13 protein-coding genes are annotated in these 15,756 nt (G+C 74.5%); 12 read left to right on the top strand and 1 reads right to left on the bottom strand.

The features are described 5' to 3' along the window. Positions 1-52 precede the first annotated feature (52 nt). From ACFWU6_RS18915 to ACFWU6_RS18865, 11 genes are all read left to right on the top strand, one after another. Complete coding sequence (locus tag ACFWU6_RS18915; RefSeq protein ID WP_383801212.1) at positions 53-553, top strand: hypothetical protein; 501 nt, start codon at positions 53-55, stop codon at positions 551-553. A 10-nt stretch (positions 554-563) separates the two neighbouring features. After that, the gene (locus tag ACFWU6_RS18910) at positions 564-1,439 is read left to right on the top strand and encodes a TatD family hydrolase (RefSeq protein WP_383801209.1); all 876 of its coding nucleotides are present in this window, start codon (positions 564-566) and stop codon (positions 1,437-1,439) included. Positions 1,440-1,927: 488 nt separating this feature from the next. Next, complete coding sequence (locus tag ACFWU6_RS18905) at positions 1,928-3,505, top strand: ubiquitin-like domain-containing protein (protein ID WP_383982021.1); 1,578 nt, start codon at positions 1,928-1,930, stop codon at positions 3,503-3,505. After that, a complete protein-coding gene (gene rsmA, locus ACFWU6_RS18900) occupies positions 3,502-4,437 on the top strand; it encodes a 16S rRNA (adenine(1518)-N(6)/adenine(1519)-N(6))-dimethyltransferase RsmA (RefSeq protein WP_383982020.1) in 936 nt (311 codons plus the stop codon). Before ACFWU6_RS18905 ends, rsmA begins: the two co-directional genes overlap by 4 nt. Continuing rightward, on the top strand, positions 4,434-5,342 hold the full coding sequence (locus ACFWU6_RS18895) for a 4-(cytidine 5'-diphospho)-2-C-methyl-D-erythritol kinase (RefSeq protein WP_383812235.1): 909 nt from the start codon (positions 4,434-4,436) through the stop codon (positions 5,340-5,342). Before rsmA ends, ACFWU6_RS18895 begins: the two co-directional genes overlap by 4 nt. A gap of 180 nt (positions 5,343-5,522) precedes the next feature. Further along, positions 5,523-7,325, top strand: a complete 1,803-nt coding sequence (locus tag ACFWU6_RS18890) for an ABC-F family ATP-binding cassette domain-containing protein (protein ID WP_383812233.1) — start codon at positions 5,523-5,525, stop codon at positions 7,323-7,325. 157 nt (positions 7,326-7,482) lie between these two features. After that, a complete protein-coding gene (locus ACFWU6_RS18885; protein WP_383982018.1) occupies positions 7,483-9,177 on the top strand; it encodes a PQQ-binding-like beta-propeller repeat protein in 1,695 nt (564 codons plus the stop codon). A gap of 40 nt (positions 9,178-9,217) precedes the next feature. Then, the gene (locus ACFWU6_RS18880; RefSeq protein ID WP_383982016.1) at positions 9,218-10,978 is read left to right on the top strand and encodes a PQQ-binding-like beta-propeller repeat protein; all 1,761 of its coding nucleotides are present in this window, start codon (positions 9,218-9,220) and stop codon (positions 10,976-10,978) included. A gap of 147 nt (positions 10,979-11,125) precedes the next feature. Beyond that, complete coding sequence (locus ACFWU6_RS18875; RefSeq protein ID WP_383812239.1) at positions 11,126-11,818, top strand: response regulator transcription factor; 693 nt, start codon at positions 11,126-11,128, stop codon at positions 11,816-11,818. Between the two features lie 143 nt (positions 11,819-11,961). Next, a complete protein-coding gene (gene galE / locus ACFWU6_RS18870) occupies positions 11,962-12,921 on the top strand; it encodes a UDP-glucose 4-epimerase GalE (protein ID WP_383812227.1) in 960 nt (319 codons plus the stop codon). A gap of 505 nt (positions 12,922-13,426) precedes the next feature. Further along, positions 13,427-14,194: a LuxR C-terminal-related transcriptional regulator gene (locus tag ACFWU6_RS18865; RefSeq protein ID WP_383982014.1), complete on the top strand. Its 768-nt coding sequence runs from the start codon at positions 13,427-13,429 to the stop codon at positions 14,192-14,194. Here ACFWU6_RS18865 and ACFWU6_RS18860 read toward each other — a convergent pair. Beyond that, the gene (locus ACFWU6_RS18860) at positions 14,153-14,650 is read right to left on the bottom strand and encodes a MarR family winged helix-turn-helix transcriptional regulator (RefSeq protein ID WP_383812223.1); all 498 of its coding nucleotides are present in this window, start codon (positions 14,648-14,650) and stop codon (positions 14,153-14,155) included. The genes ACFWU6_RS18865 and ACFWU6_RS18860 overlap by 42 nt on opposite strands. Before the next feature lie 161 nt (positions 14,651-14,811). On the opposite strand from ACFWU6_RS18860, the gene ACFWU6_RS18855 reads away from it, so the two are divergent. Next, entirely contained in the window at positions 14,812-15,708 is an 897-nt protein-coding gene (locus ACFWU6_RS18855) for a trans-aconitate 2-methyltransferase (protein WP_383812221.1), read from the top strand. Positions 15,709-15,756 lie beyond the last annotated feature (48 nt).

The raw sequence follows: 15,756 nt of genomic DNA, 5'->3' as shown, positions 1-15,756 counted from the left end.
GCCCGAAGAGGCGTCCACTGGCCGTGGCACCAGTGGAACAAGAGGAGCTGGCATGAGTGAGATCGCAGACACCCCGGTCCCCGTCACCGCCGCCGGACCCGGCGCCCTTCCCGCCCCCGCCGCCGCCGCGCAGACCGTGCACGAGGCGTACTCCTTCGCCTGCATGAGGTGCGGCTACGGCTGGGAGCAGGCCTACGCGATAGAGCACCACGTCGACGGCACGGGGCAGCCGTTCATCCTGTACAAGGCCGACGGGGAGCGGGTGCCCTCCCCGCTGTCGAACCCGACCTGCATGAACTGCGGCGGGCACGTCGTGCGGATCATGCGGGCGGGCCAGGTCTCCTCCGTCCTCGGAATGCTCGACCAGCTCTACCACCACCGCGTCGCCCCCGGCATCGCCGGACCGGTCCCCGCGGGCCACAGCGCCCCCCGCGCCCCGGAGCGGCGCGGGGCGTCCCGGCTCCACGACGCCCCCGGGCCCGTCTTCGTCGACGCCGCCGAGCAGCGCCGGGGCCCGCTCGCCCGCCTCCTGGGACGCCTGCGCCGGTCATAGGATCGGCCGTATGAGTACCGCTTCGAAGGACGCCCCGCCGCCGCTGCCCGAACCGCTGCGCGTGGCGGTCGCCGACTCGCACACCCACCTCGACATGCAGTCCGGCACGGTCGAGGAGGGGCTCGCCAAGGCCGCCTCGGTGGGCGTGACCACGGTCGTCCAGGTGGGCTGCGACGTGAAGGGCTCCCGCTGGGCCGCCGAGACCGCCGCGGAGTACGCGAACGTCCACGCCGCGGTGGCCCTGCACCCGAACGAAGCCCCGCGGATCGTCCACGGCGACCCCGACGGCTGGTCCCGCCAGGGCGCGCGGAGCGGCGGCGGCGAGTCCGCGCTCGACGACGCGCTCGCCGAGATCGAGGCGCTCGCCGCCCTGGACCACGTCAAGGCGGTGGGCGAGACCGGGCTGGACTACTTCCGCACCGGCCCGGAGGGCATGGCCGCGCAGGAGCGCTCCTTCCGCGCCCACATCGAGATCGCCAAGCGGCAGGGCAAGGCGCTGGTCATCCACGACCGCGAGGCCCACGCCGACGTGCTGCGCGTGCTGCGCGAGGAGGGGGCGCCGGAGCGGACCGTCTTCCACTGCTACTCCGGGGACGCTGAGATGGCCCGCGCGTGCGCGGCCGCCGGGTACTACATGTCCTTCGCCGGGACCGTCACCTTCAAGAACGCGGCCCCGCTGCGCGAGGCGCTGGCCGTGGCCCCGCTGGAGCTGGTGCTCGTCGAGACGGACGCGCCCTACCTGACCCCGGCGCCGTACCGGGGGCGGCCCAACGCCCCGTACCTGATCCCGCTGACCGTACGGGCGATGGCCGCCGTCCGAGGCCTCGACGAGGACGCCATGGCCACCGCCCTGGCCGCCAACACGGCACGGGCCTTCGACTACTGACGCCGCGGCGGCAGCCACGGAGCACCCGCCGCCGTCCGCCGTCCGCCGTCCGCCGTCCGCTCCGTCCCCGGAGCCCGCCCGGCCGGCGGGTCGGGCGCCGTTCGGCCCCCGCCGCGGGAGGGACGCGCGGCGGGGGCCGACGTACGCCGTCCCCCCGCCCGGCCGGCGGGTCGGGCGCCGTTCGGCCCCCGCCGCGGGAGGGACGCGCGGCGGGGGCCGACGTACGCCGTCCGCCGTCCGCCCCGGGAGCCCGCCCGGCGCCGGTGCGCCGGCAGCCGTCGGGACGCGCCGCGCCGGGGCGTGCGGGAGGCGCCGCCGTGCGCGGACTTCGGTGGGCCGCGGCCTCCCCCGGAACGGCCCCGGAGCCGGTGCGTCGGGCAGCCGTTCGGGCGACACGCTGCGTAGTCGGCCGGCTTTGGTGCGTGACGACTCCTCCGCTAAGGTGCCGTGCCCGAACCAGCCGGGGCCGGACCAGTGGAGCAAGCGTCGTGAGCGATACGCAGGGCAGTCACCGCCGTGGCGGCTCCGTCCCGGAGGCGTACGAGGACGAGGCCCCCGCCCGGCCGACCGGGGCGGGCGGACCCGGCGAACCGGACCCCGCGGTCCCCGCCGACCCCGCGGTCCCCGCCCCCCGCACCGGACGCCGCGCCCGCGGCCGGACCGGCCGTGACACCCCCCAAGCGGATGTCGCGCACGCGGCGACCGGCACCGGCCGCCGCCGCGGAGCCCCCGCCGAGGCCGCCGCGCCGGGCGCCCTGCCCGCCCCCGCGGGACCGGGCCGCCGCCGGGCCGGCCGGCCCGACGCCCCCCTTCCGGGCTCCGGCTCCGGCAGGCGCAGGGGAGCGTCCGAACCGCCGGCCGCAGCGGCAGCCGCACCCGCACCCGCACCCGCGGACGTGCCCGGCGCCCGGCGCCGCCGCGGCGGGTCCGCCGCAGCGCCCGCACCCGCGCCCGCACGCTCCGGCACCGGCTTCGGCCGCACCTGGCGCCGGATCGTCCCGCAGGCGCTGGTCGTCGCCTTCCTCGCCGGCGGCACCACCGCCTTCGTCGCCGCCGACAAGGCCGTCCGCCTCACCGTCGACGGCGTCCCCCGCAGCCTCCACACCTTCTCCGACGACGTCGGGGAACTGCTCGCCTCCGAAGGCCTCGGCATCGGCCCCCACGACCTCGTCGCCCCCGCACCCGGGGACCGCCTCGACGACGGCGAGGAGGTCGTGGTCCGCTACGGCCGCCCCCTGGCCCTCACCCTCGACGGCAGCCCGCGCCGGGTGTGGACCACCGCCCGCACCGTCGAGGGCGCCCTGCGGCAGTTCGGCATTCGCGGCGAGGGCGCCTACCTCTCCGCCCCCCTCAGCGCCCCCGTCCCCCGCGCCGGCATGGCCCTCAGCGTCCGGACCGAACGCAGCGTCACCTTCATGGCGGACGGCCGCGAGCGCACCATCCGCACCAACGCGGCCACCGTCCGGGACGCCCTGGACCAGGCCGGCATCACCCTGCGCGGCCAGGACACCACCTCCGTGCCCGCCGCGGACTTCCCGCGCGACGGCCAGACCGTCACGGTGCTCCGGATCACCGGCACCCGCGAGGTCCGCGAGGAGCGCATCCCCTACGCGGTCGAGCGGGTCAGGGACGCCGCCCTGTTCACCGGCACGGAGGTCGTCGAACGGGCCGGGCGGCCCGGGGTGCGCAGGGTCACGTACGGCCTGCGCACCGTCAACGGGGTCCGCCAGAAGCCCCGGCGGATCACCGCGGAGACCGTGCGCGAGCCCGTCACCCAGATCGTCAAGGTGGGCACGAAGCCGCTGCCGAGCTCCGTCGCCGGCGCGGACGGCCTCGACTGGGTCGCCCTCGCCCAGTGCGAGTCGGGCGGGCGGCCCGACGCCACCGACGCCTCGGGCACCTACGGCGGGCTGTACCAGTTCGACGTGCGCACCTGGCAGGGCCTCGGCGGGAGCGGCCGCCCGCAGGACGCCCCGGGCGCGGAGCAGACGTACCGGGCGAAGAAGCTCTACGTGCAGCGGGGGGCGAGTCCCTGGCCCCACTGCGGCCGTAGGCTTTACCGGTGAGCACCGCAGAGCAGCAGCCCGAGAACCCCGAAAACCCCGAGAACCCCGCGTCCGACTCCCTCCTCGGCCCCGCCGACATCCGGGAGCTGGCCGCGGCCCTCGGCGTACGCCCGACGAAGCAGAAGGGCCAGAACTTCGTCATCGACGCCAACACGGTCCGCCGGATCGTACGCACCGCCGGGGTACGCCCCGACGACGTGGTCGTCGAGGTCGGACCGGGGCTGGGCTCGCTGACGCTCGCGCTGCTGGAGTCCGCGGACCGGGTCGTCGCGGTGGAGATCGACGACATCCTCGCGGCGGCGCTGCCCGCCACCATCGAGGCCCGCATGCCCGCCCGCAAGGACCGCTTCGCGCTGGTCCACTCCGACGCGATGCTCGTCAGGGAGCTGCCCGGCCCGGCGCCCACCGCGCTCGTCGCGAACCTGCCGTACAACGTGGCCGTGCCCGTGCTGCTCACCATGCTCGACCGCTTCCCGACCATCGAGCGGACCCTGGTCATGGTGCAGGCCGAGGTCGCCGACCGGCTCGCCGCCGAGCCCGGCAGCAAGGTCTACGGCGTCCCCTCCGTCAAGGCCAACTGGTACGCGCACGTCAAGCGGGCCGGCTCCATCGGCCGCAAGGTGTTCTGGCCCGCGCCGAACGTCGACTCCGGCCTCGTCTCGCTGGTCCGGCGGACCGAGCCCGTCAAGACCACCGCGTCCAAGACCGAGGTCTTCGCGGTCGTGGACGCGGCCTTCGCCCAGCGGCGCAAGACGCTGCGCGCCGCCCTGGCCGGCTGGGCCGGCTCGGCGGCGGGCGCCGAAGAGGCCCTGGTCGCCGCCGGCGTCTCGCCGCAGGCGCGCGGGGAGTCGCTGACGGTGGAGGAGTTCGCGGCGATCGCCGAGCACAAGCCCGCCGGGCAGGCGCCCGCCGCGGAGCGGGGCGCGTCGTGAGCGGCGCCGTGACCGTGCGGGTCCCCGCCAAGGTCAACGTCGGCCTCGCGGTGGGCGCCGCCCGGCCCGACGGCTTCCACGACCTGGCCAACGTCTTCCTGGCGGTCTCCCTCTTCGACGAGGTGACGGCGAGCGCGGCAGACCGGCTCACGGTCACCTGCGAGGGCCCCGACGCGCACAAGGTGCCCTTGGACCGCGGCAACCTCGCGGCGCGCGCCGCCGAGCTCCTCGCGGAACGGGCCGGGCTCGCCCCCGCGGTCCACCTCCACATCGCCAAGCGCATCCCGGTGGCGGGCGGCATGGCGGGCGGCAGCGCGGACGGCGCGGCGGCCCTGCTGGCCTGCGACGCCCTGTGGGGCCTGGACACCCCGCGCGCCGAACTGCTCGACATCTGCGCGGCGCTGGGCAGCGACGTCCCGTTCAGCCTGGTGGGCGGCGCCGCGCTCGGGACCGGCCGCGGCGAACAGCTGACCCCGCTGGACGCGGGCACCTTCCACTGGGTGTTCGCGGTCGCCGACGGCGGACTGTCGACCCCCGCGGTCTTCCGCGAGTTCGACCGCCTCGCCGCGGCCGCCGGTACGGCGGTCCCCGAGCCGGTCGCCGCCCCGGCGCTGCTCGCGGCCCTGGCCTCGGGCGACCCCGACGCGCTGGCCGCCACCCTGGCCAACGACCTCCAGCCGGCCGCCCTGTCGCTGCGGCCGCAGCTCGCCGCCACCCTGGCCGCGGGCACCGGCGCGGGAGCGCTGGCCGCGCTGGTCTCCGGGTCGGGCCCCACGACCGCCTTCCTGGTCCGGGACGCGGAGGCCGCCGACAAGGTCGCCGCCGGGCTGGAGGCATCCGGCACCTGCCGGACCACCCGCACGGCGTCCGGCCCGGCCCCCGGCGCCACGGTCCTGTCGGCCTGACCGCCGCCGCCCGCCCGGGGCCGCCGGGCGGAGGCCTGCGGCCCCGGCCCGGCGGGAAGGCCGCCCGGCCTGCGGCACCGCACCGCCGTGCCCGGCGGACGGCCACCGGCGTAACGGTCCGCCCCCGCCCGGAGGGTTAGGCTGAGGGGCTGATCCCACCCCTTCCCTGGAGCGCGTCTGATGGCCGTCAATCTGGTCAATGTCGAGGCAGTCAGCAAGGTGTACGGCACACGTACCCTGCTCGACGGCATCTCCCTCGGCGTGTCCGAGGGGGACCGGATCGGGGTCGTCGGCCGCAACGGCGACGGCAAGACCACCCTCATCCGCATGATCGCCAAGCTGGAGGAGCCCGACGCGGGCCGGGTCACCCAGAACAGCGGCCTCCAGATGGGGGTGCTCACCCAGCACGACTCCCTCGACCCCGCGGCCACCGTCCGCCACGAGATCATCGGGGACATGGCCGACCACGAGTGGGCGGGCAACGCCAAGATCCGCGACGTGCTCACCGGCCTCTTCGGCGGCCTGGACCTCCCCGGCTTCGGCCAGGGCCTGGACACCGTCATCGGCCCGCTCTCCGGCGGCGAGCGCCGCCGCATCGCGCTGGCCAAGCTGCTCATCGCCGACCAGGACCTGCTGATCCTCGACGAGCCCACCAACCACCTCGACGTCGAGGGCATCTCCTGGCTCGCCAAGCACCTCCAGGAGCGCCGCTCGGCGCTCGTCTGCGTCACCCACGACCGCTGGTTCCTCGACCAGGTCTGCACCCGCATGTGGGACGTGCAGCGCGGTGACGTCCACGAGTACGAGGGCGGCTACAGCGACTACGTCTTCGCCCGCGCCGAGCGCGACCGCATCGCCGCCACCGAGGAGTCCAAGCGGCAGAACCTGATGCGCAAGGAGCTGGCCTGGCTGCGCCGCGGCGCCCCCGCCCGGACCTCCAAGCCCCGCTACCGCATCGAGGCCGCCAACGAGCTCATCGCCGACGTGCCGCCGCCGCGCGACACCTCCGAGCTGATGAAGTTCGCCAACGCCCGTCTGGGCAAGACCGTCTTCGACCTGGAGGACGTCACCGTCCAGGCCGGCCCCAAGACCCTGCTGGAGCACCTGACCTGGCACCTCGGCCCCGGCGACCGCGTCGGCCTGGTCGGGGTCAACGGCGCCGGCAAGACCTCCCTGCTGCGCGCCCTCGCCGAGGCCGCCCGTACCCAGGGGGAGGTCCAGCCCGCCAAGGGCAAGGTCATCGTGGGCAAGACCGTCAGACTCGCCTACCTCTCCCAGGAGGTCGGCGAACTCGACCCGTCCCTGCGGGTGCTGGAGGCCGTCCAGCGGGTGCGCGACCGCGTCGACCTCGGCAAGGGCCGTGAGATGACGGCGGGCCAGCTCTGCGAGCAGTTCGGCTTCACCAAGGAGAAGCAGTGGACGCCGGTCGGCGACCTCTCCGGCGGCGAGCGCCGCCGGCTGCAGATCCTGCGCCTGCTGATGGACGAGCCCAATGTCCTCTTCCTCGACGAGCCCACCAACGACCTCGACATCGAGACCCTGACGCAGCTGGAGGACCTCCTCGACGGCTGGCCCGGTTCGATGATCGTGATCTCCCACGACCGCTTCTTCATCGAGCGCACCACCGACACGGTGATGGCCCTGCTCGGCGACGCCAGCCTGCGGATGCTGCCGCGCGGCCTCGACGAGTACCTGGAGCGCCGCCGGAAGATGATCGAGGCGGACGTCCCGGCGCCCTCCCCGGCCTCCGCCGGCCCCAAGACCTCCGCCTCCGGTGACGCGCGCGCCGCGAAGAAGGAGCTCCAGAAGATCGAGCGGCAGCTCAACAAGCTCTCCGACCGCGAGAGCAGCCTGCACGCGCAGATCGCCGAGAACTCCACCGACTACGACAAGGTGGCCAAGCTCGACGCGGAGCTGAGGGAACTGCTCTCCGACCGCGACGACTTGGAGATGCGCTGGCTGGAACTGGCCGAGGAGGCGTAGCCCCCGGCCGGCCCCGCGCGGCCGGCCGGCCGGATAACGGCGGCGTCACGGGCCGGTCCTCCCTTGGGAACAGGGGGCGGACCGGTCCGGCGTAAGGATGGTGTGAGTGATAGAAAGGTCATCCTCCCCACCGCCCCGAAGCCGAAAGCGTGCGCTGATGACCGAGCCGCCCCAGCCGCCGAACCAGCCGCCGCCGCCTTCCGGTTACGGACACCTGCCCGGCCCGCCGCAGCCTGGCTACGGCCAGCCGCCGCAGGGCGCCAACCCGTACGCGCAGCAGCCGCAGCCGCAGCCGCAGCCGCAGCCGCCGTACGGCCCGCCGGCGCAGCCGCCGTACGGCCAGCCGCCGCAACCGCCGCACCCCGGCTACGGATACCCGCCCCAGCCGCCGACCGTCCCCTTCGGCCAGTCCCCGGGCGCTCCCGGCACCCCGCCGAGGAAGCGGACGGCCCTGCTGGCCGCCGCCGTCGCCGGGGCGCTCCTGGTCCTGGGCACCGGCGGGTACTTCGCCTTCCTCCACGACGGCGACAAGGACCCCAAGCAGCCCGTCGCGCAGGGCTCCACGCCCGCGGACGACAAGCCCTCGCCCTCCGCCACGGTCGACAAGGGCGACGGCAGCGGCGCCGGCGGCGCCGAGCAGACCGACCTCAACTCCGGCCGCCGGCAGGGCGAGGACAAGGTCCTCTGGCTCAAGACGGCCAAGATCGACGGTCCCGGGATGGGCGTGGACACCGAGGGCCAGTGGGTCGTCGGCGACACCGTCGTCAAGAGCGTCTGGAAGTCCCTCACCGGCTACGCCGTCACCGACGGCAAGGAGAAGTGGACGCTCCCCTTCCCCGCCGTCATCTGCTCCGTCACCCCGCAGACCACCGCCGACGGCAAGACGGTCGTCATGTACCGCGACGGCGAGGGGGAGAGCGCCTCCTGCACCCAGATGCGGGTGGTGGACCTCACCACGGGCAAGGAGGTCTGGTCGAAGGAGGTGCCCAAGGAGCAGCTCTTCGACATCTTCACCCGCCCCACGCTCTCCCTCACCGGTGACACCGTGGCCGTCAGCCGCTCCGGCACCGCCAGCGCGTTCAGGATCAGCAACGGCGACAAGCTCTTCGCCAGCCCGCAGGCCGAGGGGTGCAGGCCCGACTCCTACACCACCGGCAACGGCAAGATGATCGGCCTCGCCACCTGCCTCGACGAGGACAAGACCGCCGAGGTCCAGGCCACCGACCCGGTCACCGGCAAGCGCGGCTGGACCTACCGGGTCCCCCAGGGCTTCAAGGTCACCAGCGTCTACTCGGTGGACCCCCTCGTCCTCGACCTCGGCAACGAGACGACCAAGCAGCGCGTCATCACGGTCATCGGCCCCGACGGCCGACAGGGCCCCAACCTGTCCGCCGAGGGCAAGTTCCCCCTCGGCTGCGGCGACACCGGCATCTTCCGGTCCCTGTCGGTCTGCTCCTCGGCCGTCGTCGACGCGGGCACCCTCTACCTCGCCACCGCCCCGGACCTCACGGCGGGCAACCACGTCGTGGCCTTCGACCTCGCCACCGGCAAGGAGAAGTGGCGCACCCCGGCCGGGGCCAAGCGCACCCTCACCCCGCTCACGGCGGCCGGCGGCCAGCTCGTCGCCTACCGCAGGGCCGACTCCGGCAACGGGGGCGAGGTCCTCTCCGTCCCGGCCGGTGGCGGCGCCCCCACCGCGCTCCTGCGCAACCCGTCGGGCCCGGCCGCTCCGATCGAGAGCTCCTTCCACACCCCGAAGGTCGACTACGTCGACGGGCGGCTGTTCCTCTCCGTCTCGCGCCTCCAGGCCAAGGGAACGGACGAGAAGCTCCTGATGGTCTTCGGCAAGTGAACGCGTCCAACGAGCCGCCCACCGAGAGGCAGTAACACCGATGAGCACCCCGCCGCCCCCCAGCCAGCCGCCCTCCGGCGGCTTCGGAGCGCCGCAGGACCCCCCGCCGGGCGGCTTCGGCGCGCCCGTGCCGCCGTCCGCGCCCCCCGCGCCCCCCGCGCCGCCGGCGCCCCCGCAGCAGCCCCCGGCCGCGCAGCCCGCGTACGGCGCCCCGGCCGGGCAGCCCTCGTACGGCTACCCGCAGCAGCCCCCGGCCGGTTACGGCTACCCGCAGCAGCCCGCCCCCGGCACCCCGCCGCCCTTCGGCCCGCCGCCCGGCGCCCCGGCGCGGGCCGCCGCGCCCCGGGCCGGCGGCAACGACAAGCGCACCCAGCTGATGATCGTCGGCGCCGCCCTCCTGGCCATCGTCATGATCGTCGGCGGCGGCCTCTGGTACGTCTCCGGGGACGGGGGCGCCGCGCCCGGCGGCCAGACCACCGCGGGCGGCAGCGGGGGCACCGGCTCCGGCGGCGACAAGCCCCAGGCCGGCACCGGCGGTTCCGAGAAGGTGCCGGCCAACACCAAGTCGAAGCCGCTGTTCAACCAGCCGAACCCGCAGCCGGCCGAGGTCGCCAGCGTCGCCGGCTCCTGGCTCACCGACTCCGCGTACGTCAAGTCCGACGTGGGCAAGGTGGTCGGCTACAACCTCGTCGACGGCGGCAAGAAGTGGGAAGTGCCCTTCCCCGGCGAGCTCTGCGGCGCGACCAGGCACGTGAGCGACAACAAGACGGCCGTCCTCTTCAGGGCCTCCCAGGCCACGCCCGACAACAAGTACCCGCAGTGCACCGAGGTCGGCGTCATCGACCTGGCCGCGGGCAAGCTCCTGTGGTCCGGCAACGCCAAGGGCGCCACCAGCGGCGACAAGCCCGTCTCGTACTACGAGGTGACCCTCAGCGGCCAGACCGTCGCCGCGGCCGGCATCGCCGGCGGCGCCGCCTGGAACCTCGCCGACGGCAAGTCCCTGTGGCTGCCCAAGGTCGACGGCGAAGGCTGCCGCGACACCGGCTACGCGGGCGGCGAGGCCCTCGCCGTCATCCGCAAGTGCGGCCAGATGTCCAGCCAGACCCTGTACGCCCAGACCCTGGACCCGGCGACCGGCGCGCCCACGTCCTCGTACAAGCTCGCACCGGGCATCGAGTACGCCGGCATCGTCTCGACGAAGCCCCTCATCGTCGGCGCCGACGTCGGCAAGACCGCCAAGAACGCCACCGGCGTCAGCGACCTCTTCGTCATCGCCCCCTCGGGCGAGCTGAAGGCGCGCATCTCGCTCGCCTCCGGCGCCTTCGCCGGCAAGTGCTCGGGCATCGAGGTCGAGAAGTGCTCCAACATGGTGGTCGGCAACGGCAAGCTCTACCTGCCGTCCTACGAGCACCAGGGGCAGTCCTCCAGCGGACGCACCAACGAGCTGCTCTCCTTCGACCTGGAGACGGGCAAGCAGACCACTGACCGCGCCGACGCGGGCGAGCGGTACGAGATCTTCCCGCTGCGCATGGACGGGCCGAACATCATCGCCTACAAGTCCCCGCCCTACGACATGGGCGGCCAGATCGTCAGCATCGACGGGACGACCATGAAGGAGACCCTCCTCATGGAGAACCCGTCGGACAAGTCGAGCCAGCGCATCGAGACCGCCTTCTCGCCGGACTACTCCGAGTACCGCTACGGCAAGGGCAAGCTGTTCATCTCGCGCACCACGGCCCGCAAGCCCTACTCCGACAAGAGCGACCCGGAGTACCTGTTCGTCTCCTTCGCCGCGAGCTGAGCCGGCCCGCACCGCACGGCGTCGCGCCGCTTCAGCCCGGAGCCCCCGGAAGGTCCGCCTTCCGGGGGCTTTCGCGCGGTAACCCCGGCGCACGGTCGAACAAGCGTGTAGCTTGCCGGGTCAGAAGGGTCGGGGGTGGGTGCCTGCATGGGCGTACGGGTCGTGGTGGTCGACGAGCACCGGCTGCTGGCCGAGGCGCTCGCCTCGGCCCTGAAACTGCGCGGGCACCGGGTGCTCGCCGCGGCCGCGCCGGCCGCGGGCGCCGCCGAGCTCGTCATCAGCAGGGCCCCGGAGGTCTGCCTCCTCGGCACCGCCGCCCCGGCCGAGCCGGGCGTCTTCGAACCCGTGGTCCGCATCAGGCGGGAGCGCCCGCAGATCGCCGTGGTCGTCCTCGGCCCGGTGCCCAGCCCGCGCGGGATCGCGGCCGCCTTCGCCGCCGGCGCCTGCGGGTACGTACGCCACGACGAGCGGATCGAGGGAGTGGAGCGGGCCCTGGCCAAGGCGCGGGCCGGGGAGGTGGCGATCTCCCCGCAGCTGTTGCAGGGCGCCTTCGCCGAACTCCTCAACCCGGCCGCCCAGCCCGACGACGAGGGCAGCCGGCTACTGCGGCTGCTGACCCCGCGCGAGGTGGAGGTGCTGGTCCGGGTCGCCGAGGGGGAGGACACCCGGCTCATCGCCGCCGGCATGGCGATCGCCCCGAGCACCGCCCGTACGCACGTGCAGCGGGTCCTGATGAAGCTGGGTGTGGGCTCCCGGCTGGAGGCGGCGGCACTGGCCGCCCGCACCGGGCTGCTGGACCGGGCGGCGCCGGCGCGCGCGGCGGCCGCGGCCAACGACTGAGCGGATCACTGCGGATCACGCGGATCACTGCGGATCACCGCGGATCGCCCCGCCGATTTCCCTGCGGGCGCCGGATCGGGTAAGCCAGTCATCAGCACGCTTGTGCACCCGGTGTGCGTTCCCCCGCGAGAGGCAGTAGGCGAGTGAGTAAGTACCTGGTAACCGGTGGCGCCGGATACGTCGGCAGCGTGGTCGCCGCCCACCTCCTGGAGGCCGGCCACGAGGTCACCGTCCTCGACGACCTCAGCACCGGCTTCCGCGCGGGAGTCCCGGAGGGCGCCTCCTTCATCGAGGGCCGCATCCAGGACGCCGCCGAGCACCTCGACGACTCCTACGAGGCGGTGCTGCACTTCGCGGCCTCCTCGCAGGTCGGCGAGTCCGTGGCGAACCCGGCCAAGTACTGGGAGAACAACGTCGGCGGCACCCTCGCGCTGCTGAACGCCATGCGCGCGGTGGGCCTGCGCAAGCTGGTGTTCTCCTCCACCGCCGCCACCTACGGGGAGCCGACGGAGGGCCTGCTGACCGAAGCGTCCGTCACCGCGCCGACCAACCCGTACGGGGCCACGAAGCTGGCCGTGGACCACATGATCGCGGGGGAGTGCGCCGCGCACGGCCTGGCCGCCGTGTCCCTGCGCTACTTCAACGTCGCCGGCGCCTACGGGGCGTTCGGCGAGCGGCACTCTCCCGAGACCCACCTGATCCCGCTGGTCCTCCAGGTCGCCCTCGGCGAGCGGGAGTCGATCTCGGTGTACGGGGAGGACTACCCGACCCCGGACGGCACCTGCGTGCGCGACTACATCCACGTCGCCGACCTGGCGGAGGCCCACCTGGCCGCGCTGGAGAACGCCACCGCCGGCGAGCACCTGATCTGCAACCTCGGCAACGGCAGCGGCTTCTCGGTGCGCGAGGTCGTCGAGACGGTCCGCAAGGTCACCGGCCACGAGATCCCCGAGGTCGTGGCGGCGCGCAGGGCGGGGGACCCGGCGGTCCTGGTCGCCTCCGCCCGCACGGCCCACGAGCGCCTGGGCTGGACCCCGAACCGCTCGGACCTCACCGGCATCATCACGGACGCGTGGAACTTCGCCCGGACGCACGCCTCCTGACCCTCCCGGCCCTTCTGGGCCGTACGGCGCCGCCGGCGCCGGCCCGGCCGGCGCCCTCCCGCACGCCCTCCGCACCGCCAGGTGCGGAGGGCGTGCGTGCGTGTGCCGTGCGCCGTGCGGGGGAGCGGTGCGCGGGCGCCCGGCGCGCACACACCGGATGACATGCCCCCCGTGCAACTGCCCGCGGCACACCCCGGCCCGGAACCGGCCGCCCGGACCGTCAGGGCGGTCTAAAACAAGCCATCGCGCAGCCCGTTCGGAACGCCTGCGCGGGAAAATCCCTGGAAAAACTTCTGCTATTCGGCCAACCGCGAGCCGCACCCGGGCCTACGCTGATGCGTGACACCGGTGGGGGCCGGTGTTGATTCAGGGGTCGAGACACGTCGGGTACGGGGTCCGGTCCGGGGTAGTGCAGAGATGTCTCGGCGGCGGCCGCGGCAGCTGCGGATCACCCGGTCCGGGCGCCGTACCCGCCGCCGTCCGTTCCCCGACCCTTGGGGGTTTTGTGGTTCGTATCCGGGTTCTCGTGGTCGACGACCACCGCATCTTCGCCGAATCGCTGGCGGCCGCGCTCGCGGCCGAGCCGGACGTGGACGTGTCCGCTGCCGGCAGCGGTCCCGCCGCCCTGCGCTGCCTCGAACGCGCGGTGGCCGAGGGCCGCCGCTTCGACGTCCTGCTGGTCGACGCCGACCTCGCCGCCGTCGCCGGGGCCGTGCCCGCCCAGCGTGATTCGGGCTCCGGCCCGCCGCCCGGCGCCGCGGACGGCATCGCGCTGGTCGCCGGGGTGCGGGTGACCCACCCCGGGGTCCGCACCGTCGTCCTCGCCGAGCGCGACGAGCCCCGTCGGGCGGCCCTCGCACTCCAGGCGGGGGCCTCGGGCTGGGTGGCGAAGGACTGCTCGCTCTCGCGGCTGCTGGCCGTCATCCGCGGGGTGCTGCGCGAGGAGACCCACCTCCCGCCCGCCCTGTTGACCGGAGTCCTGCGGGAACTGACCGCGGCGCGCAAGCACCGTACGGACAGCGAACGGCTCGTCGAGTCGCTCACCCCGCGCGAACACGAGGTGCTGCGCTGCATGGTGGCGGGCCTGGGGCGCAAGGACGTGGCGGCCCGGTTGTTCCTGTCCCCGCACACCGTCCGCACCCACATGCAGAACGTGCTGGGCAAGCTCGGCGTGCACTCCACCCTCGCCGCCGTGGCACTGGCCCGGCGGGCGGGCGTACGGCCGGCGGAGCTAGCCGGGGATGTTGTCGAACGGAGCGGTCAACTGGCGTAGCAGCCCGGCGAGGTCGCCGCGCTGGTGCTGCGAGAGCTGGGCCAGGATCGCCCGCTCCTGGGCCAGCAGCCCGGCGAGGGCCTGGTCGGCGCGGTCCCGGCCCTCGGGGGTGAGCCGTACCAGGACGCCGCGGCGGTCGCTGGGGTCCGGGAGCCGCTCGACGAGGCCCTTCTTGGCGAGCCGGTCGATGCGGTTGGTCATGGTGCCGGAGGTGACCAGGGTCTGCGTCAGCAGCTGGCCGGGGGAGAGCTGGTAGGGCGCGCCCGCGCGCCGCAGCGAGGTCAGGACGTCGAACTCCCAGGGCTCCAGCCCGTGCTCGGCGAAGGCCAGTCGACGGGCGCGGTCGAGGTGGCGCGCGAGCCTGCTGACGCGGCTCAGTACCTCGAGCGGTTCCACGTCGAGGTCAGGGCGCTCCCGCCGCCATGCCGCGACCAATCGGTCGACCTCGTCCTCCATGCCGATCAGTGTAAGGGGTCTGTCGATGTGAAGTCTCTTCACGTCATGTATCTCGACATCAAGTATCTTGACACCGAGATATAAAGCGGCGGAGCATGGGGCAGGGACCGGACCGGAACGGATTCCGCTTCCGACCGCCCCGCCAGCAAGGAGCATCGAACGTGTATTCCGATACTGCGCCGGACCCGATCGCCGGCACCGCCACCGCTACCACCGGGCCCGCCGCGCCCACGTGGGACCCCCGGCAGTACCTCCGGCACGCCGGACACCGCGCCCGCCCCTTCGCGGACCTCCTGACCCGCATACCCGAGCTGCCGCCCCTCCCCCGGACCCCCTCCGGGGAGGCCGCCCGCGCACGCATCGCCGACCTCGGCTGCGGCCCCGGCAACGTCACCGCCCTGCTCGCCGACCGCTGGCCCGAGGCCCGCATCACGGGCTTCGACCTCTCCCCGGAGATGCTCCGGCGCGCCACCGACGAGTACTCCGGCCCCACCGCCGGCGGCGGCGCCCTGGAGTTCCGTCGCGCCGACCTCGCCGACTGGCTCCCCGAGGAGCCGTACGACCTGATCGTCTCCAACGCCGCCCTGCAGTGGGTGCCCAACCACCCCGCTTCCTTCGCCGCCTGGACGAACGGCCTGCGCCCCGGCGGCACCCTGGCCTTCCAGGTCCCGGGCAACTCTTCCGCCCCCAGCCACGCGCTGCTCGCCCGGCTCTGCGACTCCCCGCGCTGGAGCGCCCGCCTCGCCGGCCTCGGCGCCCATTACGTCCACCTGTGCGAGCCCGCCGAATACCTGGCCCGTTTCACCGAGCTCGGCTGCGCCGTCGACGTCTGGGAGACCACCTACCACCAGCTGCTTCAGGGCCCCGACCCGGTGCTGGACTGGGTCAAGGGCACCGCCCTGCGGCCCGTGCTGACCGCGCTCGGGGACGACCGGGAGGCGGCGGACGCGCTGCTGACCGAATACCGCGACCTGCTGCGCGAGGCGTACCCGACCGGCCCGCGCGGCACCGTCTTCCCGTTCCGCCGGATCTTCGTCGTCGCCCGGAAGGACGGCTGACGGCCCGGACCGCGGGCCCCGCGGCACGACGGCGCCCCGCCACCGGAG

This window comes from Streptomyces sp. NPDC058674 (assembly GCF_042716505.1).
In the GTDB taxonomy this organism is placed as follows: domain Bacteria; phylum Actinomycetota; class Actinomycetes; order Streptomycetales; family Streptomycetaceae; genus Streptomyces.
This window is presented reverse-complemented; position numbering and strand designations above follow the sequence as displayed.

Excerpts from the sequence above, each read along its gene's own strand:
- ACFWU6_RS18910 (WP_383801209.1), top strand. The coding sequence starts at position 564 with ATGAGTACCGCTTCGAAGGACGCCCCGCCGCCGCTGCCCGAACCGCTG.
- ACFWU6_RS18880 (WP_383982016.1), top strand. The coding sequence starts at position 9,218 with ATGAGCACCCCGCCGCCCCCCAGCCAGCCGCCCTCCGGCGGCTTCGGA.
- ACFWU6_RS18860 (WP_383812223.1), bottom strand. The coding sequence starts at position 14,650 with ATGGAGGACGAGGTCGACCGATTGGTCGCGGCATGGCGGCGGGAGCGC.
- ACFWU6_RS18890 (WP_383812233.1), top strand. The coding sequence starts at position 5,523 with ATGGCCGTCAATCTGGTCAATGTCGAGGCAGTCAGCAAGGTGTACGGC.
- ACFWU6_RS18915 (WP_383801212.1), top strand. The coding sequence starts at position 53 with ATGAGTGAGATCGCAGACACCCCGGTCCCCGTCACCGCCGCCGGACCC.
- ACFWU6_RS18875 (WP_383812239.1), top strand. The coding sequence starts at position 11,126 with ATGGGCGTACGGGTCGTGGTGGTCGACGAGCACCGGCTGCTGGCCGAG.
- ACFWU6_RS18885 (WP_383982018.1), top strand. The coding sequence starts at position 7,483 with ATGACCGAGCCGCCCCAGCCGCCGAACCAGCCGCCGCCGCCTTCCGGT.